The 22647-nt window shown below is 44.5% G+C and carries 36 protein-coding genes; 33 read left to right on the top strand and 3 right to left on the bottom strand.

Annotated elements, in window-relative coordinates:
• From rplV to rpsI, 30 genes are all read left to right on the top strand, one after another.
• Entirely contained in the window at positions 1-342 is a 342-nt protein-coding gene (gene rplV / locus FS736_RS21890) for a 50S ribosomal protein L22 (protein ID WP_079504264.1), read from the top strand.
• Between the two features lie 3 nt (positions 343-345).
• Positions 346-1002, top strand: a complete 657-nt coding sequence (gene rpsC / locus FS736_RS21885; RefSeq protein WP_144481258.1) for a 30S ribosomal protein S3 — start codon at positions 346-348, stop codon at positions 1000-1002.
• A gap of 1 nt (position 1003) precedes the next feature.
• Complete coding sequence (gene rplP, locus FS736_RS21880; RefSeq protein ID WP_102264859.1) at positions 1004-1438, top strand: 50S ribosomal protein L16; 435 nt, start codon at positions 1004-1006, stop codon at positions 1436-1438.
• Complete coding sequence (rpmC, locus tag FS736_RS21875; protein WP_079504261.1) at positions 1428-1628, top strand: 50S ribosomal protein L29; 201 nt, start codon at positions 1428-1430, stop codon at positions 1626-1628. The genes rplP and rpmC overlap by 11 nt, the downstream gene beginning before the upstream one ends.
• Before the next feature lie 19 nt (positions 1629-1647).
• Positions 1648-1911 (top strand): 30S ribosomal protein S17, encoded by a 264-nt coding sequence (rpsQ, locus tag FS736_RS21870; RefSeq protein ID WP_023626421.1) that lies wholly within the window; start codon positions 1648-1650, stop codon positions 1909-1911.
• Positions 1912-1951: 40 nt separating this feature from the next.
• Positions 1952-2320: a 50S ribosomal protein L14 gene (gene rplN / locus FS736_RS21865; RefSeq protein WP_044393899.1), complete on the top strand. Its 369-nt coding sequence runs from the start codon at positions 1952-1954 to the stop codon at positions 2318-2320.
• Between the two features lie 34 nt (positions 2321-2354).
• Complete coding sequence (rplX, locus tag FS736_RS21860; RefSeq protein WP_144481257.1) at positions 2355-2666, top strand: 50S ribosomal protein L24; 312 nt, start codon at positions 2355-2357, stop codon at positions 2664-2666.
• Between the two features lie 26 nt (positions 2667-2692).
• Positions 2693-3232: a 50S ribosomal protein L5 gene (gene rplE, locus FS736_RS21855; protein ID WP_041966519.1), complete on the top strand. Its 540-nt coding sequence runs from the start codon at positions 2693-2695 to the stop codon at positions 3230-3232.
• 25 nt (positions 3233-3257) lie between these two features.
• Positions 3258-3443 (top strand): 30S ribosomal protein S14, encoded by a 186-nt coding sequence (gene rpsN / locus FS736_RS21850; protein ID WP_009499044.1) that lies wholly within the window; start codon positions 3258-3260, stop codon positions 3441-3443.
• 30 nt (positions 3444-3473) lie between these two features.
• Complete coding sequence (gene rpsH, locus FS736_RS21845; protein WP_023626417.1) at positions 3474-3872, top strand: 30S ribosomal protein S8; 399 nt, start codon at positions 3474-3476, stop codon at positions 3870-3872.
• 32 nt (positions 3873-3904) lie between these two features.
• Positions 3905-4441, top strand: coding sequence for a 50S ribosomal protein L6 (gene rplF / locus FS736_RS21840; protein WP_144481256.1), 537 nt, complete (start codon positions 3905-3907; stop codon positions 4439-4441).
• Between the two features lie 32 nt (positions 4442-4473).
• Positions 4474-4833, top strand: a complete 360-nt coding sequence (gene rplR / locus FS736_RS21835; protein WP_144481255.1) for a 50S ribosomal protein L18 — start codon at positions 4474-4476, stop codon at positions 4831-4833.
• A gap of 24 nt (positions 4834-4857) precedes the next feature.
• A complete protein-coding gene (gene rpsE, locus FS736_RS21830) occupies positions 4858-5358 on the top strand; it encodes a 30S ribosomal protein S5 (protein ID WP_144481254.1) in 501 nt (166 codons plus the stop codon).
• A gap of 13 nt (positions 5359-5371) precedes the next feature.
• Complete coding sequence (gene rpmD / locus FS736_RS21825; protein WP_125482127.1) at positions 5372-5554, top strand: 50S ribosomal protein L30; 183 nt, start codon at positions 5372-5374, stop codon at positions 5552-5554.
• A gap of 32 nt (positions 5555-5586) precedes the next feature.
• The gene (gene rplO, locus FS736_RS21820; protein ID WP_144481253.1) at positions 5587-6027 is read left to right on the top strand and encodes a 50S ribosomal protein L15; all 441 of its coding nucleotides are present in this window, start codon (positions 5587-5589) and stop codon (positions 6025-6027) included.
• Entirely contained in the window at positions 6027-7322 is a 1296-nt protein-coding gene (gene secY / locus FS736_RS21815) for a preprotein translocase subunit SecY (protein ID WP_144481252.1), read from the top strand. Before rplO ends, secY begins: the two co-directional genes overlap by 1 nt.
• A 56-nt stretch (positions 7323-7378) precedes the next feature.
• On the top strand, positions 7379-8029 hold the full coding sequence (locus FS736_RS21810; RefSeq protein WP_144481251.1) for an adenylate kinase: 651 nt from the start codon (positions 7379-7381) through the stop codon (positions 8027-8029).
• Positions 8029-8775, top strand: a complete 747-nt coding sequence (gene map / locus FS736_RS21805; protein WP_144481250.1) for a type I methionyl aminopeptidase — start codon at positions 8029-8031, stop codon at positions 8773-8775. The genes FS736_RS21810 and map overlap by 1 nt, the downstream gene beginning before the upstream one ends.
• 216 nt (positions 8776-8991) lie before the next feature.
• Positions 8992-9210, top strand: a complete 219-nt coding sequence (gene infA / locus FS736_RS21800) for a translation initiation factor IF-1 (protein WP_009791305.1) — start codon at positions 8992-8994, stop codon at positions 9208-9210.
• A 34-nt stretch (positions 9211-9244) separates the two neighbouring features.
• Positions 9245-9358, top strand: a complete 114-nt coding sequence (gene rpmJ, locus FS736_RS21795; protein ID WP_003156543.1) for a 50S ribosomal protein L36 — start codon at positions 9245-9247, stop codon at positions 9356-9358.
• A 23-nt stretch (positions 9359-9381) separates the two neighbouring features.
• Positions 9382-9747 carry a 30S ribosomal protein S13 gene (gene rpsM, locus FS736_RS21790; protein WP_144481249.1) on the top strand — a complete coding sequence of 122 codons (366 nt, stop codon included), beginning with the start codon at positions 9382-9384 and terminating at the stop codon, positions 9745-9747.
• Positions 9748-9771: 24 nt separating this feature from the next.
• A complete protein-coding gene (gene rpsK, locus FS736_RS21785; RefSeq protein ID WP_023626407.1) occupies positions 9772-10161 on the top strand; it encodes a 30S ribosomal protein S11 in 390 nt (129 codons plus the stop codon).
• Between the two features lie 176 nt (positions 10162-10337).
• Positions 10338-11282: a DNA-directed RNA polymerase subunit alpha gene (locus tag FS736_RS21780; protein WP_144481248.1), complete on the top strand. Its 945-nt coding sequence runs from the start codon at positions 10338-10340 to the stop codon at positions 11280-11282.
• Between the two features lie 76 nt (positions 11283-11358).
• Positions 11359-11721 (top strand): 50S ribosomal protein L17, encoded by a 363-nt coding sequence (gene rplQ / locus FS736_RS21775; RefSeq protein WP_144481247.1) that lies wholly within the window; start codon positions 11359-11361, stop codon positions 11719-11721.
• Positions 11722-12338: 617 nt separating this feature from the next.
• On the top strand, positions 12339-13178 hold the full coding sequence (locus FS736_RS21770) for an energy-coupling factor ABC transporter ATP-binding protein (protein ID WP_144481246.1): 840 nt from the start codon (positions 12339-12341) through the stop codon (positions 13176-13178).
• Entirely contained in the window at positions 13154-14023 is an 870-nt protein-coding gene (locus FS736_RS21765) for an energy-coupling factor ABC transporter ATP-binding protein (protein WP_144481245.1), read from the top strand. The genes FS736_RS21770 and FS736_RS21765 overlap by 25 nt, the downstream gene beginning before the upstream one ends.
• Entirely contained in the window at positions 14020-14817 is a 798-nt protein-coding gene (gene cbiQ, locus FS736_RS21760; protein ID WP_144481244.1) for a cobalt ECF transporter T component CbiQ, read from the top strand. The genes FS736_RS21765 and cbiQ overlap by 4 nt, the downstream gene beginning before the upstream one ends.
• 5 nt (positions 14818-14822) lie before the next feature.
• Positions 14823-15587 (top strand): tRNA pseudouridine(38-40) synthase TruA, encoded by a 765-nt coding sequence (truA, locus tag FS736_RS21755; RefSeq protein WP_186326890.1) that lies wholly within the window; start codon positions 14823-14825, stop codon positions 15585-15587.
• 173 nt (positions 15588-15760) lie between these two features.
• A complete protein-coding gene (gene rplM, locus FS736_RS21750; RefSeq protein ID WP_079504238.1) occupies positions 15761-16198 on the top strand; it encodes a 50S ribosomal protein L13 in 438 nt (145 codons plus the stop codon).
• A gap of 20 nt (positions 16199-16218) precedes the next feature.
• Positions 16219-16611: a 30S ribosomal protein S9 gene (rpsI, locus tag FS736_RS21745; protein WP_023626399.1), complete on the top strand. Its 393-nt coding sequence runs from the start codon at positions 16219-16221 to the stop codon at positions 16609-16611.
• 413 nt (positions 16612-17024) lie between these two features.
• On the opposite strand, the gene FS736_RS21740 is transcribed toward rpsI, so the two are convergent.
• The 3 genes from FS736_RS21740 to FS736_RS21730 all read right to left on the bottom strand — a co-directional run bounded on the left by FS736_RS21740 (position 17025) and on the right by FS736_RS21730 (position 19767).
• Positions 17025-17708, bottom strand: a complete 684-nt coding sequence (locus FS736_RS21740) for a hypothetical protein (protein ID WP_144481243.1) — start codon at positions 17706-17708, stop codon at positions 17025-17027.
• A 323-nt stretch (positions 17709-18031) separates the two neighbouring features.
• Entirely contained in the window at positions 18032-18805 is a 774-nt protein-coding gene (locus FS736_RS21735; protein WP_144481242.1) for an endonuclease I family protein, read from the bottom strand.
• On the bottom strand, positions 18802-19767 hold the full coding sequence (locus FS736_RS21730; protein WP_144481241.1) for a S8 family peptidase: 966 nt from the start codon (positions 19765-19767) through the stop codon (positions 18802-18804). Before FS736_RS21730 ends, FS736_RS21735 begins: the two co-directional genes overlap by 4 nt.
• Positions 19768-20028: 261 nt before the next feature.
• On the opposite strand from FS736_RS21730, the gene FS736_RS21725 reads away from it, so the two are divergent.
• The 3 genes from FS736_RS21725 (at position 20029) to FS736_RS21715 (ending at position 22474) form a co-directional block, all read left to right on the top strand.
• Positions 20029-20472 (top strand): YbaK family protein, encoded by a 444-nt coding sequence (locus tag FS736_RS21725; RefSeq protein ID WP_144481240.1) that lies wholly within the window; start codon positions 20029-20031, stop codon positions 20470-20472.
• Between the two features lie 74 nt (positions 20473-20546).
• Positions 20547-21263 carry an N-acetylmuramoyl-L-alanine amidase CwlD gene (gene cwlD / locus FS736_RS21720; RefSeq protein WP_144481239.1) on the top strand — a complete coding sequence of 239 codons (717 nt, stop codon included), beginning with the start codon at positions 20547-20549 and terminating at the stop codon, positions 21261-21263.
• 152 nt (positions 21264-21415) lie between these two features.
• Positions 21416-22474, top strand: coding sequence for an Mrp/NBP35 family ATP-binding protein (locus FS736_RS21715; protein WP_144481238.1), 1059 nt, complete (start codon positions 21416-21418; stop codon positions 22472-22474).
• Positions 22475-22647: the final 173 nt, after the last annotated feature.

The following is a 22647-nucleotide window of genomic DNA, read 5'->3' as shown; positions in this document are numbered from 1 at the left end:
ATGCAAGCTAAAGCTGTTGCAAGAACAGTTCGTATTGCTCCTCGTAAAGCTCGCTTAGTTCTAGATTTAATTCGAGGAAAGCAAGTTGGTGAAGCAGTTGCTATCTTAAACCTTACCCCAAAGGCAGCTTCTCCAATCGTAGAAAAAGTGTTGAAATCTGCATTAGCAAACGCAGAGCACAACTATGAGATGGATGTTAATAACCTTGTCGTATCCGAAGCTTACGCTAACGAAGGACCAACGTTGAAACGTTTCCGTCCACGTGCTATGGGCCGTGCAAGTGCAATTAACAAACGTACTAGCCACATTACAATCGTTTTATCAGAAAAGAAGGAGGGATAATCAGTGGGTCAAAAAGTAAATCCAGTCGGTTTGCGTGTCGGAATCATCCGTGATTGGGAATCAAAATGGTACGCAGGCAAAGACTACGCTGATCTTTTACACGAAGACCTTAAGGTTCGTGAGTACATCACTAAGCGTTTACGCGATGCTTCTCTTTCTAAAGTAGAAATCGAGCGTGCTGCAAACCGCTTGAATGTAACTGTTCACACTGCGAAGCCAGGAATGGTTATCGGTAAGGGTGGAACAGAAGTTGAAGCACTTCGTAAAGCGCTAAACGAACTAACAGGCAAACGTGTTCATATAAACATTCTTGAAATCAAAAAAGCTGATATCGATGCGAAATTGGTTGCTGAAAACATCGCACGCCAATTGGAAAACCGTGTATCTTTCCGTCGCGCACAGAAGCAAGTTATCCAACGTGCAATGCGTGCTGGCGCTAAAGGTATCAAGACAATGGTATCCGGCCGTCTAGGCGGTGCAGACATCGCTCGTTCAGAACATTACAGCGAAGGAACAGTTCCACTTCATACTCTTCGTGCCGATATCGATTATGCTACTGCTGAAGCAGATACAACTTACGGTAAGCTAGGCGTTAAAGTATGGATTTATCGTGGAGAGGTCCTTCCTACGAAGAAGAAAACTGAGGAAGGAGGCAAATAATATGTTATTGCCAAAACGCGTTAAATATCGCCGTCAACACCGTGGCAAGATGCGCGGTCAAGCTAAAGGCGGTACTGAAGTAAACTTCGGTGAATTCGGTTTGCAAGCTCTTGAAGCTTCTTGGATCACAAACCGCCAAATCGAATCTGCCCGTATTGCAATGACTCGTTACATGAAACGTGGCGGTAAAGTCTGGATCAAGATTTTCCCTCACAAGCCATATACTGCAAAGCCTCTAGAAGTCCGAATGGGTTCTGGTAAAGGTGCTCCTGAAGGTTGGGTAGCAGTTGTTAAACCAGGCAAAGTAATGTTCGAAGTTGCTGGCGTTTCTGAAGAGATCGCACGCGAAGCATTACGCCTTGCATCACACAAGCTTCCTGTAAAGTGCAAGTTTGTTAAACGAGAAGAAATTGGTGGTGAATCTAATGAAAGCTAATGAAATTCGTGACCTTACCACTGCTGAAATTGAACAAAAAGTTAAATCTTTAAAAGAAGAGCTATTCAACCTGCGCTTTCAATTAGCGACTGGACAACTTGAAAACACAGCTCGCATTCGTGAAGTACGCAAAGCGATTGCTCGCATGAAAACTGTAATTCGTGAAAGAGAAATCGGCGTTAACAGATAATTGAGAGGAGGTTCTCACAATGAGTGAACGCAACCAACGCAAAGTTTATACTGGACGCGTAGTATCTGACAAGATGGACAAAACTGTTACTGTTCTTGTTGAGACTTACAAAAAGCATCCTTTATACGGCAAGCGTGTAAAATACTCTAAGAAGTTCAAGGCTCATGATGAGCAAAACGAGGCAAAAATCGGCGATGTAGTTCGTATCATGGAAACTCGTCCGCTATCTGCCACAAAACGTTTCCGCCTTGTAGAAGTGGTGGAAAAAGCTGTTATTATCTAATTGTTCGGATTAAGGTTTATTCCGAAGGGAGGTTACTCGCATGATCCAACAGGAAACACGTTTAAAAGTTGCTGACAATTCAGGTGCTCGTGAAGTTCTTACTATTAAGGTTCTTGGCGGTTCCGGCCGTAAGACTGCTAATATTGGTGACGTCATCGTCTGCACAGTGAAACAAGCAACACCAGGTGGCGTTGTTAAAAAAGGTGACGTTGTCAGAGCAGTTATCGTTCGTACAAAAACTGGTATGCGCCGCACTGACGGTACTTACATTAAGTTTGACGAGAATGCTTGTGTAATCATCCGTGACGATAAGAGTCCTCGTGGTACTCGTATCTTCGGACCAGTTGCACGTGAGCTTCGTGACAACAACTTCATGAAGATCGTTTCATTAGCTCCAGAAGTACTATAATCTATTTCAAATGCCTTTAAGGAGGTGCACACAGATGCATGTAAAAAAAGGTGACAAAGTAATGGTCATCTCTGGTAAGGACAAAGGCAAATCAGGGATCATCCTTGAAGCTTATCCAAAGCAAAGCCGTGTTCTTGTAGAAGGAATCAACATCGTGAAAAAACACGCTAAGCCTTCTCAAGTAAATCCACAAGGTGGAATCTTGAACCAGGAAGCACCTATCCATGTATCAAACGTAATGCCTGTAGATCCGAAATCCGGCAAGCCAACCCGAGTTGGATACACTGTCGAGAACGGCAAAAAGGTACGCGTTGCTAAAAAATCCGGTGAAGTTCTAGATAAATAGTCTATTGAAGAAGGGAGGTACAATCGATGAACCGCCTAAAAGAAAAGTTCAACAATGAAATTACTCCTGCTCTTATGAGCAAGTTTAACTATAAGTCAATTATGGAAGTTCCTAAACTTGAAAAGATCGTAATCAACATGGGTGTAGGTGACGCTGTTGCCAACGCTAAAGCTCTTGATGTTGCAGTTGAGGAATTAGCAACGATCACTGGTCAAAAGCCAGTTGTGACTCGTGCTAAGAAATCAATCGCTGGCTTCCGCCTTCGTGAAGGTATGCCAATCGGTGCGAAAGTAACTCTTCGCGGTGAGCGCATGTACGAATTCATCGACAAGTTAATTTCAGTATCTTTACCACGTGTACGTGACTTCCGCGGTATCTCCAAGAAGTCTTTCGACGGACGCGGTAACTACACACTTGGTGTTAAAGAACAGTTAATCTTCCCTGAAATTGATTACGATAAAGTAAACAAAGTACGTGGCATGGACATTGTTATTGTAACGACTGCTAACACTGATGAAGAAGCTCGTGAACTATTAACACAATTCGGAATGCCATTTCAAAAGTAATCTCTAATAAGAGGGAGGCGAAAACGTGGCTAAGAAATCAATGATTGCGAAACAAAAACGCACGCCTAAATACAAAGTACAAGAGTACACTCGCTGTGAGCGCTGCGGCCGTCCGCACTCTGTATACCGCAAATTTAAGCTTTGCCGTATTTGTTTCCGTGAATTAGCATACAAAGGACAAATTCCTGGTGTGAAAAAAGCTAGCTGGTAAAACTGAAAGCTCTGGAAGGAGGTAAATTAAATGGTCATGACAGATCCGATTGCAGATTTGCTAACTCGTATTCGTAACGCGAATATGGTTCGTCACGAAAAATTAGAAGTACCTGCTTCTAACATTAAAAAAGAAATCGCTGAGATCCTTAAGCGTGAAGGTTTCGTGCGTGACGTTGAATATATCGAAGACAATAAGCAAGGTATCATCCGTATCTTCTTGAAGTACGGTGCAAACAACGAGCGTGTTATCACTGGTCTTAAGAGAATCAGTAAGCCAGGACTTCGCGTTTATGCAAAATCAACTGAAGTACCTCGTGTACTTAACGGTTTAGGTATCGCACTAGTATCAACTTCAAACGGCGTTTTAACTGACAAAGAAGCTCGCGCTAAGCAAGTGGGCGGAGAAGTTTTAGCATACGTTTGGTAATAGATTTTTCTGAATGAATGGAGGTGCAACAAATGTCACGCGTAGGTAAAAAACCAATTGAAATTCCAGCTGGTGTTACTGTTACTCTTGATAACAATCACGTAACAGTAAAAGGACCAAAAGGTGAATTGTCTCGTACTTTTCACTCTGACATCGAAATCAAGGTCGAAGAGAACGTAGTCAACATTTCTCGTCCAACTGATAACAAAGAACATCGTGCATTGCACGGAACGACTCGTGCGGTTCTTGCTAACATGGTTGAGGGTGTATCTAAAGGATTCGAAAGAGGCCTTGAGCTAGTAGGTGTCGGTTACCGTGCTTCTAAGCAAGGTAACAAGCTTGTACTTAACGTAGGATACTCTCATCCGGTTGAAATCGAGGCAGAAAAAGGCCTTGAAATCGAAGTTCCTTCTAATACGAAGATCGTTATTAAAGGTACTGATAAAGAGCGTGTTGGCGCATTGGCTGCTAACATCCGTGACGTACGTCCACCAGAGCCTTACAAAGGCAAAGGTATTCGTTATGAAGGCGAATATGTACGCCGCAAAGAAGGTAAAACAGGTAAGTAATGCCGCATAGGTTAACGAAAGGAGTGACGTAAATGATTACGAAGGCTGATAAAAACGCTACTCGCCGTAAGAGACACGCTCGTGTCCGTGCGAAACTTAGCGGAACTGAAGCTCGTCCTCGTCTAAATGTGTTCCGTTCAAACAAGCACATTTATGCTCAATTAATCGACGATGTAAATGGAGTAACTCTAGCGAGTGCTTCTACTTTAGATAAAGAAGTGAACGTTGAAGGCAATAACCTGGAATCAGCAAAGCAAATCGGTGAATTAATCGCTAAGCGTGCTGTGGAAAAAGGTTATAAGTCAGTAGTATTTGACCGTGGCGGATACCTCTATCATGGCCGCATCCAGGCACTTGCTGATGCTGCCCGCGAAAACGGCTTAGAATTTTAATAGAAAAAGGAGGGACACAAAAAGATGCGTCGTATTGATCCAAACAAACTTGAACTTGAAGAACGCGTAGTTACGATTAACCGTGTTGCTAAAGTTGTTAAAGGTGGACGCCGTTTCCGTTTTTCTGCTCTAGTAGTAGTAGGAGATAAAAACGGTTATGTCGGCATGGGTACTGGTAAAGCACAAGAAGTACCTGAAGCGATTCGCAAAGCTATCGAAGATGCGAAGAAGAACCTAATCCAAGTACCTATGGTTGGTACTACAATTCCTCACGAAGTTATCGGACACTTTGGTGCTGGTGAGATCCTTCTGAAGCCTGCTTCTGAAGGTACAGGAGTTATCGCTGGTGGACCAGTTCGTGCGGTACTAGAATTAGCAGGTGTTGCTGATATCCTGTCTAAGTCTCTAGGAACGAACACTCCAATCAACATGGTTCGTGCAACTCTAGAAGGTTTATCTCAACTTAAGCGTGCAGAGGACGTAGCAAAACTACGCGGTAAATCTGTGGAAGAACTGTTAGGATAAGGAGGGAAATCAAATGGCTAACAAATTAGAAATTACCCTCACTCGCAGCCTGATCGGCCGTCCGCAAGATCAGCGCGAAACAGTTAAAGCCCTTGGCTTACGTAAAGTTAACCAAACAGTTGAGAAGGTTGATAATGCAGCAATCCGCGGCATGATCAACAAAGTTTCTCACCTGGTTACAGTAACTGAAAAATAATTTTAACCTTTTTAAAATAAGGAGGTGCCAACATGAAACTTCATGAATTAAAGCCTGCAGAAGGTTCTCGTAAAGAACGTAAGCGTCTTGGACGTGGTATCGGTTCTGGTCAAGGTAAAACTGCTGGTAAAGGTCATAAAGGTCAAAACGCTCGTTCTGGCGGCGGTGTACGCCCTGGTTTTGAAGGTGGTCAAACTCCTTTATTCCGACGCTTGCCTAAACGCGGTTTCACGAACATCAACCGCAAAGAATACGCAGTCGTTAACCTAGATAGCCTGAACGTATTCGAAGATGGAACAGAAGTAACTCCAGAACTTCTAATCGAAACAGGTCTTGTCAAGAAGGAACTAGCAGGAGTTAAGATCCTTGCTAAGGGAAGCCTTGAGAAGAAATTGACTGTTAAAGCTCATAAGTTCTCCTCTGCAGCCGAGGAAGCGATCAAAGCTGCCGGCGGTCAAACTGAGGTGATTTAATGTTCCAGACAATCTCCAATTTTATGCGCGTGGGTGAAATTAGAAATAAAATTCTCTTCACCCTTTTAATGTTGATTGTATTTCGTCTCGGTTCATTTATTCCTGTACCGAACGTAAATGCAGATATTTTGAAAGCACAGGATGACATGAGTGTCTTCGGTGTGCTGAATACTTTTGGCGGCGGTGCGCTGCAGAACTTCTCCATCTTCGCGATGGGAATCATGCCGTACATCACTGCTTCAATCATCATCCAGCTTTTGCAGATGGATGTTGTGCCAAAGTTTACTGAATGGTCCAAACAAGGAGAAGTCGGACGCCGTAAATTAGCTCAGTTTACCCGCTATTTCACGATCGTTCTTGGTTTTATCCAGGCACTCGGTATGTCTTATGGCTTTAACAATATGGCAGGAGGATTATTGATCCAAAATGCCGGTATCACTTCTTACCTGATGATTGCCCTTGTTCTGACAGCTGGAACTGCATTCCTGATGTGGCTCGGTGAGCAGATCACGGCAAAAGGTGTAGGAAATGGTATTTCAATCATTATCTTTGCAGGTATTGCTGCCGGAATTCCGACAATGGTCAATCAGATTTATGCACAGCAGTTCTCTGATGCAGGCGACGCTCTGTTCCTGCGCATTGTGACTGTATTGCTGATTCTGATTGCTGTTATCGCAATCGTTGTGGGTGTTATTTTCATCCAGCAGGCAACACGTAAAATACCGATCCAGTACGCTAAACGCATGAGCGTAGGAAACAACGCGGTTGGCGGCCAGAACACTCACCTTCCTTTGAAAGTGAACGCTGCTGGTGTCATCCCGGTTATCTTCGCGATTTCGTTTGTCGTTACACCTCCGACAATCGCTCAGTTCTTCGGCACGAATGATGTGACACTCTGGATTCAGAAGACGTTTGATTACACACAGCCGATCGGTATGATCGTCTATGTGGCACTAATCATCGCGTTCACGTATTTCTATGCGTTCATCCAGGTCAATCCTGAACAAGTCGCCGAGAACCTGAAGAAGCAGGGTGGATATGTTCCTGGTATACGTCCAGGAAAAAACACACAGGAATACTTGACAAGGGTTCTTTACCGCCTGACTTTGGTTGGTGCGATTTTCCTTTCAGTAATCTCTGTGCTGCCAGTGTTTTTCATTAAATTCGCTGGTCTGCCTCAATCGGTTCAGATTGGCGGAACTAGCTTGCTGATCGTTGTCGGCGTTGCGCTTGAAACGATGAAGCAGCTTGAAGCTCAGCTTGTAAAACGCCATTATAAAGGCTTTATAAAATAAGATTTAGGGGACTTGTGTCCCTTGAATCTTTAATAGAGACTGAGGGGGGAAAACTTGTGAATTTGGTTCTGATGGGGCTTCCGGGTGCCGGTAAGGGCACGCAAGCCGATAAAATTGTTGGTAAATACAACATCCCTCATATCTCAACTGGAGATATGTTCCGTGCAGCTATCAAAGAAGGAACGGAACTTGGATTACAGGCAAAATCATTTATGGACAAGGGAGAGCTGGTTCCTGACGAAGTTACGATCGGGATTGTCCGTGAACGCTTAAGCAAAGAAGACTGTGAAAATGGATTCCTTCTTGATGGATTCCCGCGCACAGTTGCACAGGCTGAAGCACTGGACAGCATGCTTGCTGATCTTGGCAAAAAAATTGATTATGTCATCAACATTGATGTGGATCAGAGTATCCTCATGGAGCGTTTGACAGGACGCAGGATTTGTAAAAACTGTGGAGCGACATACCACCTTGTGTTCAATCCTCCTGCAAAGGAAGGCGTTTGTGACCGTTGTGGCGGCGAGCTTTACCAGCGCGCTGATGATAACGCAGAAACAGTTCAAAACCGTCTGGACGTTAACATCCAGCAAACAAAGCCTCTGTTGAACTTCTATGAAGATAAAGGTTACTTACGCAATATCAACGGTCAGCAGGACATTGATGTCGTTTTTGCTGATATCGAAGAATTGCTTGGGGGCTTAAATTAATGATCATATGCAAAACCCCTCGTGAAATAGAAATTATGCGGGAAGCAGGTTGCATTGTAGCGCTGACACACCAGGAGTTGAAAAAACACGTTGCTCCTGGCATTACAACCAAAGAGCTGGATGCCATTGCTGAGGATTTTATCCGCAAACAAGGTGCAACTCCTTCTTTTAAAGGTTATAATGGTTTTCGCGGCAGCATCTGTGCATCCGTTAATGAAGAACTAGTTCACGGGATACCTGGAAATCGGGTTCTTAAAGAAGGCGACATCATCAGCATTGACATCGGTGCAAAGTACAACGGATACCACGGGGACTCCGCCTGGACTTACCCGGTTGGAAAGGTTGATGAAGAAACCCAGCGTCTGTTGGACGTGACAGAAGAGTCATTGTTCACGGGCCTGAAAGAAGCTAAGCCAGGGGAACGTCTTTCGAACATCTCCCATGCAATTCAAACGTATGTGGAATCAGAAGGCTTTTCTATTGTTCGTGAGTATGTCGGCCATGGAATTGGGCAAGAATTGCATGAAGACCCGCAAATTCCTCATTACGGCCCTCCTAACAGAGGACCGAGGCTGAAGCCTGGAATGGTTCTATGCATAGAACCGATGGTGAATGCAGGAAGCCGCTATGTAAATACGTTAGCCGATAATTGGACTGTTGTAACGGTTGACGGTAAAATGTGTGCTCATTTTGAGCATACCATTGCGATCACTGAAACTGGTTTTGAGATCTTAACAAAAGCCTGATCACGGTGTTCAGCCGTCTGATTCTGTTTTTTAGTCTTTAAATAGGCAAAAATGATTTTTCTATGCGGACGGGAAGCCAGCTTTATGTTATAATCATAAGGTTGAATATTTTTCATCAATATTCTCGATTGGATGCCGTATCACAATAGAAAGTTCCATTCCGCGTAAGCGGGCTATGATTTAATACGAATTTGAATAAAGAAGGGAGACCAGTTTATGGCGAAAGATGATGTAATTGAAATTGAAGGCACAGTAATAGAAACTTTGCCGAATGCAATGTTTAAGGTAGAATTAGAGAATGGTCATACAGTGTTGGCTCATGTTTCCGGCAAAATCAGAATGCACTTCATTCGGATCCTGCCTGGAGATAAAGTAACAGTTGAGCTTTCTCCATATGATTTGACTCGCGGAAGAATTACTTACCGCTTTAAATAAACCGTGACTCCGTACTATCAAGGAGGTTAGAGTAATGAAAGTGAGACCATCTGTTAAGCCAATCTGTGAAAAGTGCAAAGTTATCCGCAGAAAAGGCAAAGTAATGGTGATCTGTGAAAACCCTAAACATAAACAAAAACAAGGTTAATATTAAAGGAGGTGCGCATCTAGATGGCACGTATTGCTGGTGTAGATATTCCACGTGAAAAGCGTGTAGTTATTGCTTTAACATATATTTTCGGAATCGGCAGATCAACTGCTGAGAAAGTTCTTGCTGAGGCTGGTGTTTCTGAAGAAACTCGCGTTCGCGACCTTACTGAAGAAGAACTTAACAAAATCCGTGATATCATCGACAAGTTAAAGGTTGAAGGTGACCTTCGCCGTGAAGTTTCACTAAACATCAAGCGTCTAATGGAGATCGGTTCATACCGTGGCTTGCGTCATCGTCGTGGATTGCCTGTTCGCGGACAAAACACGAAGAACAACGCACGTACTCGTAAAGGTCCTCGTAAGACTGTAGCTAACAAGAAAAAATAATCCGTAAAGGAGGGTAACATTTAAATGGCTCGTAAAACTAATACACGCAAACGCCGCGTCAAAAAGAATATTGAAAGTGGAGTTGCGCATATTCGTTCAACTTTCAACAACACTATCGTAACAATTACAGACGTACATGGTAACGCATTATCATGGTCTAGTGCAGGTGCGCTTGGTTTCAAGGGTTCACGTAAATCCACTCCATTCGCAGCACAAATGGCAGCAGAAACTGCAGCTAAGACTTCTATGGAACATGGTCTGAAAACTCTTGAGGTTACTGTTAAAGGACCAGGTGCTGGCCGTGAAGCAGCAATCCGTGCTCTTCAAGCAGCAGGTCTTGAAGTAACTGCGATCAAAGACGTTACTCCAGTTCCACATAACGGCTGCCGCCCGCCAAAACGTCGCCGTGTTTAATTTTTCTGTATAGAATTTGTACTCCTGTCTATAATGGGATATGATACAAATATTTTCTAGGTATACAGAAATCATTAATCCAGTTGTTGTGCACAAACGGGAACGTATACATGGGGGAATTTCGGTAAGGGAAAAAACCTGCCGGGGTTTCGACGTTTTGAAGGAGGGTATATTTGATGATCGAAATAGAAAAACCAAAAATCGAAACGGTTGAGATCAGCGATGATGCCAAGTACGGCAAGTTTGTCGTAGAACCGCTTGAGCGTGGATATGGTACAACTTTGGGTAACTCCTTACGTCGTATCCTATTATCCTCACTCCCAGGTGCAGCTGTCACATCGATTCAAATCGATGGAGTACTTCATGAGTTCTCAACAATTGAAGGCGTCGTAGAAGATGTAACATCAATCATTTTAAACGTTAAGAAATTAGCGTTGAAGATCTACTCTGATGAAGAGAAGACACTTGAAATCGATGTACAGGGCGAGGGTCCAGTCACTGCAGCATCCATCACGCATGACAGTGATGTCGAAGTCCTTAATCCGGATCTTCACATTGCTACTCTATCAAGCAAAGGCTCATTGCGTATGCGCCTGAATGCAAGAAGAGGACGCGGATACAATCCTGCTGACCAGAACAAGCGTGAAGACCAGCCGATCGGTGTCATTCCAATCGACTCTATCTACACACCGGTTTCACGAGTATCTTATCAAGTAGAAAATACACGCGTAGGGCAAATGACGAATTATGACAAGCTGGTATTTGACGTATGGACAGATGGCAGCACTGGTCCTAAGGAAGCTATTGCACTAGGTTCAAAGATCCTGACTGAGCACTTGAACATTTTTGTCGGTCTGACTGACGAAGCTCAAAATGCTGAGATCATGGTAGAGAAAGAAGAAGACCAAAAAGAAAAAGTCCTTGAGATGACGATTGAGGAACTTGATCTTTCTGTTCGTTCATATAACTGCTTAAAGCGTGCTGGTATCAACACTGTCCAGGAGCTTGCTCACAAGACAGAAGAAGATATGATGAAAGTGCGTAACCTTGGCAGAAAATCACTAGAAGAAGTGAAAGCAAAACTAGAAGAGCTAGGCTTAGGCTTACGCAAAGATGACTAGTTATTGATTAACTAGGCATTTTGCTGTCAGTCCTATCGCTGCCGGCTTACGACTTCAACAAAGGAGGGAAACACTCATGGGATACAGAAAGTTAGGACGCACAAGTGCCCAGCGTAAAGCAATGCTACGTGACTTAACAACTGATTTGATTATCAATGAGCGTATTGAAACTACTGAAACACGTGCGAAAGAGCTTCGTTCAGTTGTTGAGAAAATGATTACTCTTGGAAAGCGCGGAGACCTTCACGCTCGCCGTCAAGCATCTGCTTGGGTTCGCCACGAAGTTGCAAACGCAGAAACAAACCAGGATGCAGTTCAAAAACTATTCGCTGACATCGCTCCTCGTTACGCTGAGCGTCAAGGTGGATACACTCGTATCATGAAACTTGGACCACGCCGCGGTGACGGTGCGCCAATGGTAATTATCGAGTTAGTTTAATACCATTAAACACTCAAACAAGGGCGATGGACAGTTTATACAAACTTGTTTCATCCCCTTTTTTTACTATAAGGGCTAAGTCCCTTGCAAAAACTTAAAAAAAGCAGCACAAGCCAAAAACGAGCGTTATGATGCGCAGGCCACTGGGAAAGAAGAGTTCACTGGCCCCATCGGCCGGTTATTCCAGGGAACTTTAAGAACTTTGGATCGGCGCGGGTTGATCATGGATCGATTACGTACCGGAGCTGTTCTGCCTGTCTCGTCTAGCTCATGCACTTCTCCCCAGTCCTTTTAAGGACTTGCAATTCGCGGATCGCTTCCGCTCGGGGAGAGGTGCAGGCTTTTTTTATATCCAGAGATTTTTGTATAAGGCTCTTTTCTCAAACTTTGTTGCTATTGACTACAAAATGGGATTGAATGACCTAGTTTTCTATATAAAATTAAAGCTTATAATGAGAAAAGAGCTTGCACACTTAAAAACGAACTGCAAAATTGCTTGTTAAAATCGGCTTTAAGATTTTAAAAACAATCTTTACGAAAACAGTCTTGTATAATGATGACTAGCAGAATATTAAAAAGAGAAGAGACAGTGAAGAAGAGTCGAGAGGAGGGCGGAGATGAGCAAACCACTAGTGAGTATAGAGGGTGTATCCTTCAGCTATGAGGGACAGCAGACGCCTGCGCTGAAAAATATCACCTTTGATATTTTAGAAGGCGAATGGCTGGCGATTGTCGGTCATAATGGTTCAGGCAAATCGACGCTGGCAAAATTATTGAATGGGCTTCAATTCCCCCAGGAGGGAACAATCGCAGTATGCGGAACGGTACTGTCTGAAGATACAGTGTGGGAAGTTAGAAAAAATGTAGGAATGGTCTTTCAAAATCCTGATAACCAGTTCGTTGGAACTACGGTAAGGGATGATGTGGCTTTTGGTCTGGAAAATCACGGCGTGCCGCAGGAGACAATGGTAGAGCGTGTACAGACTTCACTTGATAAAGTCAAAATGGGAACCTTTCTGAATCAAGAGCCGCACCATCTGTCAGGCGGCCAGAAACAGCGTGTCGCCATCGCGGGTGTGATTGCCTTGCAGCCGGCCATCATCATTTTGGACGAGGCTACATCGATGCTTGATCCACGCGGCCGTGCAGAAGTAATCGAAACCGTACGCGAATTGAAAGACCGCGAAAACATCACGGTCATTTCGATCACGCATGACCTTGAGGAAGCTGCCAAAGCAGACAGGATCATCGTCATGAACAAAGGGGAGCTCTATCGTGAAGGAACTCCCGAACAGATCTTCGAGATGGATGAAGAATTGGTTAAGCTGGGTCTGGATATCCCTTTCCCGGTAAAAATGAGTAAAATCATGCGTCAAAAAGGAATAGGACTTACGAAAACATATTTGACAGAAGAAGAGCTGGTGACGGAATTATGGACATCTCACTCAAAAATGTAGAATATCGTTACCAGGCTGATTCCCCGTTCGAACGTCTTGCGATATCCGATGTATCAATCGATATCCCTTCAGGAACATATCTTGCTGTAATCGGTCATACAGGTTCAGGAAAGTCTACCGTTCTCCAGCACTTGAATGCGCTCTTGAAACCCACAAAAGGCTCCGTCCTGATCGGCAGCAGGGAAATCAAGGCAGGACGCAAAGAGAAGAACCTGAAGGGTGTCCGCGAAAAGGTGGGCATTGTCTTCCAATTCCCGGAGCACCAGTTATTCGAAGAGACAGTGGAAAAGGATATCATGTTTGGCCCGATGAATTTCGGTGTTACTGAAGCGGACGCGAAGACTCGAGCCATCGCAGCGCTCAAGTTGGTAGGATTGCCTGAAGACATCCTTGAAAAATCGCCTTTTGACCTTTCAGGAGGTCAGATGCGGCGTGTGGCCATCGCGGGTGTACTGGCGATGGAGCCTGAAGTCATCGTACTGGACGAGCCGACTGCAGGGTTGGACCCTCGCGGACGGAAAGAAATTATGGACTTATTTTATACTCTTCATAAAAAAAGGAATTTATCTACCGTTCTTGTCACCCATAGCATGGAGGACGCCGCCAGGTATGCGGATGAAATAGTTGTCATGCATCAGGGCAAGGTTTTTACAAAGGGAACACCCGAACAGATTTTTGCCGATCCAGTCGCTTTGCTGGAACTTGGGCTCGATGTACCCGAAGTTGTCGGCCTGCAGTTGAAGATAGAAAAAGCATTTGATACGAAATTCAGTAAGGTCAGCCTTTCAGAAGAGGAGCTCGCGGAAATGGTCGCAGAGTTCGTGAAAGGGGGCGGTCAAAAATGATGGAGAAAATGATTTTTGGCCGTTATGTGCCTGGAGATTCACTTCTTCACCGGATGGACCCGCGTTCAAAGCTGATCATGGTCTTCCTGTTTGTTATCATAGTATTTATTGCCAACAATGTACCGACCTATGCTGTAATTGCAGCCTACACATTTCTAATGGTAGGTTTGTCGAGGATTCCGTTAAGATTCCTGTATGGCGGGCTTAAGCCAGTGTTTTTGCTCGTGCTGTTTACATTCCTGCTCCATATCTTCATGACCAAAGAAGGCGATATCGTCTTCGAGCTTGGCTGGCTGAAAATCTATGAGGAAGGCCTCAGGCAGGGGATATTCATCTCCCTCAGATTCCTGCTGCTGATTCTCATGACGTCTCTTTTGACTTTGACGACGACGCCGATCGAGATTACCGATGGACTCGAGACATTGCTGAATCCTTTGAAAAAATTCAAGTTCCCTGTCCACGAGCTCGCTTTAATGATGTCGATTTCGTTGAGATTCATCCCGACGCTCATGCAGGAAACCGATAAAATCATGAAGGCTCAGACAGCACGCGGAGTAGAGTATAACAGCGGCCCTGTCAAAGAGCGGATCAAGGCGATCGTGCCATTATTGATTCCGCTGTTCATCAGCTCGTTCAAGCGGGCAGAGGAGCTTGCTGTCGCAATGGAGGCAAGAGGCTATAAGGGCGGCGAAGGACGAACGAAGTACCGACAATTGACATGGGGCATGGTCGATACCGCGATGCTTCTCTTCCTGGCAGCTGTCACGGTTCTACTATTCGTTTTAAGAGGGTAATCATTATGCCGCGAATCAAATGTCTAATTTCATACGATGGGACCGGTTTTTCCGGCTATCAGGTGCAGCCAGGCAAAAGGACGGTCCAGAGTGAGCTGGAAAAGGCTCTGGAGAAGCTGAATAAAGGGACAAGCATCAGGGTGAGCGCATCAGGCCGTACAGACGCAGGAGTACATGCCCGCGGCCAGGTGATCCATTTTGACACGATGCTGGAAATTGAGCCGGCCAGATGGCAAATCGCGCTCAATTCCCTGCTGCCTAGTGATATTGCTGTGCATTCAGTGGAATTGGCAAGGCCTGATTTCCATGCCCGCTTTGATGCGGTTGGCAAGGAGTATCGCTACTTTCTGTTGCTGGCAAAGCATCGCGATCCCTTCCAGCGGAATTATGCCTATCAATTTCCGTACGAATTGAATTTTGAAGCCATGAAGGAAGCAGCAACACAGCTGCTTGGCACACATGATTTCACTAGTTTTTGCTCGGCGAAAACAGAAGTGGAAGACCGGGTGCGAACCTTGCAGGAAATAGAATTTTCTGAAGAGAATGGTCTGCTGGAATTCAGGTTTGTCGGTAATGGCTTCCTTTACAATATGGTAAGGATCCTTGTCGGAACATTGCTGGAGGTAGGAACAGGCAGGAGAGCTGCCGGCAGCATGCATCAGGTGCTCGTGGCCCGAGACCGTACCCAGGCCGGCAAGACCGCACCTGGACACGGACTGTATCTGTGGAAGGTTTTTTATGATGAAGAAGACCATCAATTCGAAAATTAATTTCAAAAAAATGATATGACAACTAATCCTGGTGTTGACAATCTCTCAACCACAGGTTAAGATATCATATGTATGTATTTTAAACCCACGATCAGCCCCGGAAGAGCTTTATCGTGTTTGAAAATATACTAAAATGAACTTGATTTTTTTTTGATTATTTAGGAGGGAAACTCATGCGTACAACGTTTATGGCAAATGCCAACAATATCGAACGTAAATGGTACGTAGTTGATGCTGCAGGCAAGACTCTAGGTCGCCTTTCTACTGAAGTAGCAGCTATTCTACGTGGTAAACATAAACCAACTTTCACACCACATGTTGACACTGGTGATCACGTAATCATCATCAACGCATCTAAGATCGAACTTACAGGCAAGAAATTGACTGACAAAATCTACTACCGCCACACAATGCACCCAGGTGGATTGAAGCAAAGAACAGCTCTTGAAATGCGTACAAACTACGCTGAAAAGATGCTTGAACTTGCAATCAAAGGCATGCTTCCAAAGAACTCTCTTGGACGCCAAATGTTTAAAAAGCTTCATGTTTATGCTGGTAACGAGCATCCACATCAAGCACAACAACCTGAAGTTTACGAACTTCGCGGATAATTATTAAGGAGGTAATTAACTTGGCACAGGTTCAATATATCGGTACCGGTCGTCGTAAGAGCTCCGTTGCGCGAGTTCGTTTAGTACCAGGCACTGGAAAAATTACAATCAACGATCGTGAAATTGAAGATTATATCCCATTCGCAGCACTACGTGAAGTAGTTAAGCAGCCGCTTGTTGCTACTGAAACTGTAGGAAGCTACGATATCCACGTTAACGTAAATGGCGGTGGATACACTGGCCAGGCTGGCGCAATCCGCCACGGTATCGCTCGTGCGTTACTTCAAGCTGACCCAGAATTCCGTCCAACACTTAAGCGTGCAGGACTTCTTACTCGTGACGCTCGTATGAAAGAACGTAAGAAATACGGTCTTAAAGGCGCTCGTCGTGCACCTCAGTTCTCAAAGCGTTAATTTTACGCTTCGGAAAGACTTCCAACCTGGTTGGGGGTCTTTTTTTATTACATGCGCTGATGACTGTCTGGCGGAAGGGGCCAATTGGAATCTGTTAACTGGAAAAAAACGCGCAGAATTTCCAGTCCGCCAATAAAATCTGAAAATCGCCAATAAAAATAAATTATCGCCAATAAAAAGAGACAATCGCCAATAAAATTGTGAAAACCGCCAATAAAATCTGATTATCGCCAAATAAAATTTTATTGTGTAAGAAGCATAGGTTGGAGGCTATATTTGTTACATTCTAACCGGCTAAATTTATACTTTTAGGTCTAAAATTTATGAATTACATATTCGAAAAGCAGCCGATTGACGCGAAAACCAGCCTAATAAAAAGCAGAGGCAGCATTTTTCGCCTCCGCTTTCATGAATTAATCTTCGTAACCCTGCATTGAATCCATATGGCTCGCGATCATGGCGATGATTGTCGGTGCTTCTTCTTTGGTGAAAATAAAGTTCGTTTCGTCTTTGAACATTTCATCATCTTCAGTCCAAATCCGGTTGATACGGCGAAGGACACCGTCTCCAGTTGCCTCGACCAGTCCGAATTGGTACGTCACTTCCACGTCATCCTCCTTAAAAAAGGCGGTGACCTCAGGAGTTTCCCACTCAACATCGATTTCTTCAAGGATGTCGTCATCGATGATTTCAGTCATATAAAGATCTTCATCGTCCTCTTCGTCTGTGTCCGAGTATAAGCTGTCATCATTATCCGCAGCATAAACGACTTCAATCTCCTCGTCATCGTTTATGTAGTCATGGAAGCCCTCATGGACCGCATCAACAATGTCATCAATATCCGAAAGAATCACTCTGGCAGGCTGCTCGAGCTCTTCGTCAAAGGTCTCTGTATAAAATTCCTCATTATGCGGGTCAAAGTATAATATATAAAAATAATCTCTTTCACCATCATCATAGTCCACAAAGAACTGAATTCGTGGATGCTTGGATCCTCTTTCAACCGCCATCTGGCCTTCCTGGTCATATTTTTCACAAATAGACTCAAGATGATCCTGCAACTCACCGACTACCCGATCAAACCATTCCATCGACATAGAAATCCATCCCTTCGTTCTGTATTCTGAATTAGCTTGCCCTGACAGTCATCGTAATGGCGTTAGCAATTAGAGGAAATATGAGAATGAAAAATCCGGGATGGCGGAAACGAATGTAGGAAAAAACCAATTACGGTTTTTTAGCGGGTGCACTTAAAATCAAAGCTGGCTATTTTAGCTCAAGGGGAGAACAAATAAGAAGTAATGGGGTTTATAAGTGACCCATCGGGGTAGAATCGGTGTCAACTGGGATTAAGATCTTTATTAATACTGTGCAACATGAAAAACCGCCTGAACTTAATCTCACTCAGGCGGATTCCTTTTTATAAGCCTAACATTACTTCTGTCATCTCCGGAAAATCAATGAAAGGGTTGCGGTTTCCCTGCAATTCCTGGATGGCGGCATTCCGATGCTTTTCATACAAGGTAACCGGGTGATTTTGGTGCCAGCCAAGCAGAACCTCGAAGTTCATCTGAGCATCAAGTTGGATGACATCCTTGTATCTCAAAGTGAAATAAAACACGGCTCTTGCAACAATTCCTTTACCGTATTCGGGTTCAAATTTACCTTCTTCTACCATTCCGCAGCCAGACCTTATTCCAGATGCAGCAAGCTCAGGTTCATAGGTCAGGAAATCGTAAAACGGATGATTGCTTCTCATGCTGTTGCATGCTGGCTCGCAGGCAAACAGGTGATGCAGGTCGCCTCGCATTGGCTCCTTTCCATCAAACCACGATTGGGGTACAACATGTTCTGTATTGAAAAGAATATCAGAACTAGCTGAAAAACCTCCCTCCTTCAAAGTTTTGAAGAGCCGCAAGTCCTCCTCGATCACCTCAACGGGGTCGAGTTCCTGGCCGGAGTAGAGGCTCTTCAGTTGAAGGTTCTCCTGCAGGTCCACCCAAGGATAAACATACTCATGCGGCGAGTATTTTAGATGGTTGGTGTGGGTTCTTGTCAGCAGCAAATGGAGCTCCTCTGGAACGAAAACAGCGTCACAATAATATCTATCGCGCATTTTCGCGTCCATTTCTGCATCATAATACGGCTTATTCTCGATGTTATGAATGTACGCCTCACTGGCCGAGAGAATCATATCGCATCCATAACCATCGTTTTGAAGCTCTGGCTAAAGATTTCAGCAAGATGCTCCGGAACTGTGAGATAGACAAGGCCATTGCCTTCAAGCTTAGGTGAATTTCCGAGCGGGACCGTACGCTTAATTAATTGTCCATATAATTCAGGCTCAGTCAGATCACGCTCAAACTGGGCATTTGCGAGTGTTTTGATTAAAGCAAGGGCGCCGGATACGTGTGGTGCAGCCATTGAGGTTCCGCTCAATGTGGCATATTTACCATTCAGATAAGTGGACGTGATCCGCTCTCCCGGCGCCACGACATCCACCTCATTATTCGAGTTGGTGAATTCCGATGAACCTCTTTCCAGGTTTACGGCTCCAACACTGATGACTTCATTATAGGCGCCAGGATAGGCAAACTCGTTGGTCGAGTCATCACCATCACCTTCATTGCCTGCTGCACATACGACGAGAATATTTTTTTCAACAGCGGCTTTGATCACTTCATGCAATTCAGGGACATCAGCGGGACCGCCCAGCGACATGGAGATTATATCCACTTCCTGGTCAATCGCATATTGAATCCCTTTGATTATCCACTCATATTTCCCAGAGCCGGCCTTGTTCAATACTTTTACGATCAACAGTCCTGCCTCTGGGGCGACGCCTATTACACCATCATCATTTTCATGGGCAGCGATCGTCCCTGCAACGTGGGTCCCATGTCCGTTATAATCAGTATAAATATCCGGATTGCTGCGGTCGTCGTCGGTAAAATTCCTGCCGCCGATAATTTGGTCCTTTAAATCAGGGTGGGTTGTTTCACAGCCTGTGTCGAGCACAGCAACTTTAATGCCTTTCCCTTTGGTTCTGTCCCAAAGCTTCGGTGCCTGGATTAACTCTACACCTTGAGGTACCTCATTAGTTTCTTCAGCTTCTGCGATTACTTTGTAAGGAATTACGCGAACATCTTGCTCCATATCTTTCCCTCCTCAGAGATTAAAATTGAAGCGAGTTCTAGTTGTAATAACAAGTCTAACAATTCTGAAAATTAAAGAACAGTTTCAATAGTAGTGATTTTTAATAGTAAGAAAATAACCATAAATGGGCATTTTATCCTAAAGAGTCCGGAACCATATTATTCAGTAAACGACTGAGAAAACTGGAAAAGGAAACGTCGTTCTGGGTTGTATTACAGACTCCCGCAGGTTGAACACTACTTCCTAAGGGGTGAGAATACTTTGAACGTCGTAACGACATTTATAGATAAAAGAAAACAGAAACAAGTTAAATATGAGCGTTCGATGCTCCGTGAACTAACCATTAACATCCTGCAGGCCAGGGTGAAACAATATTTTGGCTCTTCAAGGCTGACCTCAAACCTCATCATGAATTCAGGAATCGAGGAAGCCTGTTATGATGTAGCAATTGAAGCATATTTACTTGGCGCCAAGTTCAGCCGCTTAGGTTACTTCGGCGAGCCGATGGAAGCGGTAAAGCCTCGCTGTGAAAAAGAAGAGCGGCATTTGATTGATACCCTGTACAACTTTTTCCTGTTTTGGGGGAAGGGAGAAGAGGGAGTTGGATCAGAAGAGCTTTACTACCTTTGTGAACAGTATGTCGACAGCTGGTGGAGAGATGGCTTCATGAAGGGTGAAAAGAAATATAAGCTGAGACTGCATTAACAGCATAGTTCTAAACCGTCTACCTGTCCCATATAGTTTATTATCAGGGACTAGCTGGAAGGATGGTTTAGAACATGCTGAAAAAACTTAAAATCGGATTATTTGCAGCCGGCCTCGCTGTGCTGTTCCTTATATTGCAGTATGATTTTACCGAAAATGATTCATGGGAATCCTGGAATCTGCCGCTTTCGGGGAAAATCATTTATCTGGACCCGGGGCATGGAGGAGTCGACCCGGGGGCGGGGGATGACGATCCTTTTGAAAAAGAAATCGCGCTGAATGTTTCCCTCAAGCTCCGGGATTACCTTCAGCAGCAAGGCGCGCTTGTCATCATGACGCGCGAGACGGATGTCGACCTTGCGGATAAGGGCCTCAAGGGATACAGCAAACGAAAGGTCCAGGATTTAAAGAGACGTCTCAATCTGATCAATGAATCTGAAGCTGATTTTTTTGCGACAATCCATTTAAATGCGATCCCGTCCTCAAAATGGAGAGGTGCACAGACTTTTTATTCAACCAATTACAAAGAAAACAAACGAGCCGCCAAGCTCATCCAGGATGAATTGCGCCGGAACCTTGAAAACACGGACCGGGATGCAAAGTCAGCAAACAGCATATACCTGCTGAAGCATACGAATAAGCCTGGAGTCCTGATAGAAATCGGCTTCCTGTCAAATCCAGGAGAAGCGGCAAACCTCAAACAGGAGCCATACCAGGAAAAAGTTGCAGCCTCCATTTATGAAGGAATGCTCAGGTATTTTACTGACGAACAAAAATTCTGGGAAAAGTGAGAAGGGTGATGCATCCTTCTTTTTTTATTGGGGAAAATAAATCCTATTGGAAAAAATATCTTTCAGAAATGTGTGATAGGTTTAACACTTAGGAATTTTATCAATATGGTATACTGGCAATGGAGATAAATTTTACAAAGGACGGTGTCAATATGATTACTGAAGCTAAAGTACGTGAAAGCCTAAAAGACCTTAAAGATCCATTTTTACATAAAACACTCGAAGAGCTGAATGCCATCGAAGAAATAAAGATCAAAGAAGAAAAGAATCATGTAAGCGTTAAAATTGGCATTGCGAAAACGGGCACGGCAGAACAGCTGCAGCTGCAAACGGAAATCGTCAATATCCTAAAAGGCGCTGGAGCGGCTTCCGTAGGCTTGCGATTCTTTGACCTGCCTGCAGAAGTTCTATCGAAATTCCAGACAGCAGCACCAGAAGAAGAGGACAGCCTTCTTTCTCCAAGCAGCAAAACAACCTTCATTGCCATCGCGAGCGGCAAAGGGGGAGTAGGGAAATCTACCGTATCAGTTAACCTTGCTGTCTCACTCGCGAAATTAGGCAAAAAGGTTGGACTGGTTGACGCGGATATCTATGGGTTCAGTGTACCTGATATGATGGGAATCACGAAGCGTCCTGTAGTAAGAGGGGAAAGAATCATTCCAGTTGAGAGACATGGCGTGAAGGTCATTTCGATGGGCTTCTTCGTTGAGGATAATGCACCAATCATCTGGCGAGGGCCAATGCTTGGCAAAATGCTGAACAGCTTCTTCAATGAAGTAGAATGGGGCGAGCTGGATTACCTGCTATTGGATCTCCCTCCAGGAACAGGGGATGTGGCATTGGATGTCCACACTATGCTGCCCTCATGTAAAGAAATCATCGTGACGACTCCGCATCCGACAGCTGCATTTGTTGCCGCGCGTGCAGGTGCGATGGCGCTTAGGACGGACCATGAAATCCTTGGAGTTATTGAGAATATGTCATACTTTGAAAGCAAGCTGACTGAGGAAAAAGAGTATGTCTTTGGACAAGGCGGCGGTGAAAAATTAGCCGATGAGCTTAATACAAAGCTGTTGGGCAAGCTGCCATTAGGCCAGCCAACCTGGAATGAAAACGACTTCGCTCCATCCATTTATCAAGAAGATGATAAAATTGGCGCAATCTATACAAATATTGCCCAGGAAGTCGTACAAATGCTTGAGAACAAGTAATAGGAAAAGAGGGTGTCCCAAAAGTATAAACTTTTGGGCACCCTCTTTATTTTTTAGACTGCTTGTAAAAATAGTCCGTTGATTTCCGTTCCAGGCGCTTCGCTTTCCGCGGGGCTGGCGCTGAGCCTCCTCATCGCTTCGCTCTTGCGGGGTCTCACCTGACCAGCTGCGCC

The sequence above is a fragment of the Cytobacillus oceanisediminis 2691 genome (assembly GCF_007678455.1).
In the GTDB taxonomy this organism is placed as follows: Bacteria; Bacillota; Bacilli; order Bacillales; family Cytobacillaceae; genus Mesobacillus; species Mesobacillus oceanisediminis_A.
The sequence above is the reverse complement of the archived record's forward strand: the minus strand, read 5'-3'. Positions and strand labels throughout refer to the sequence as shown.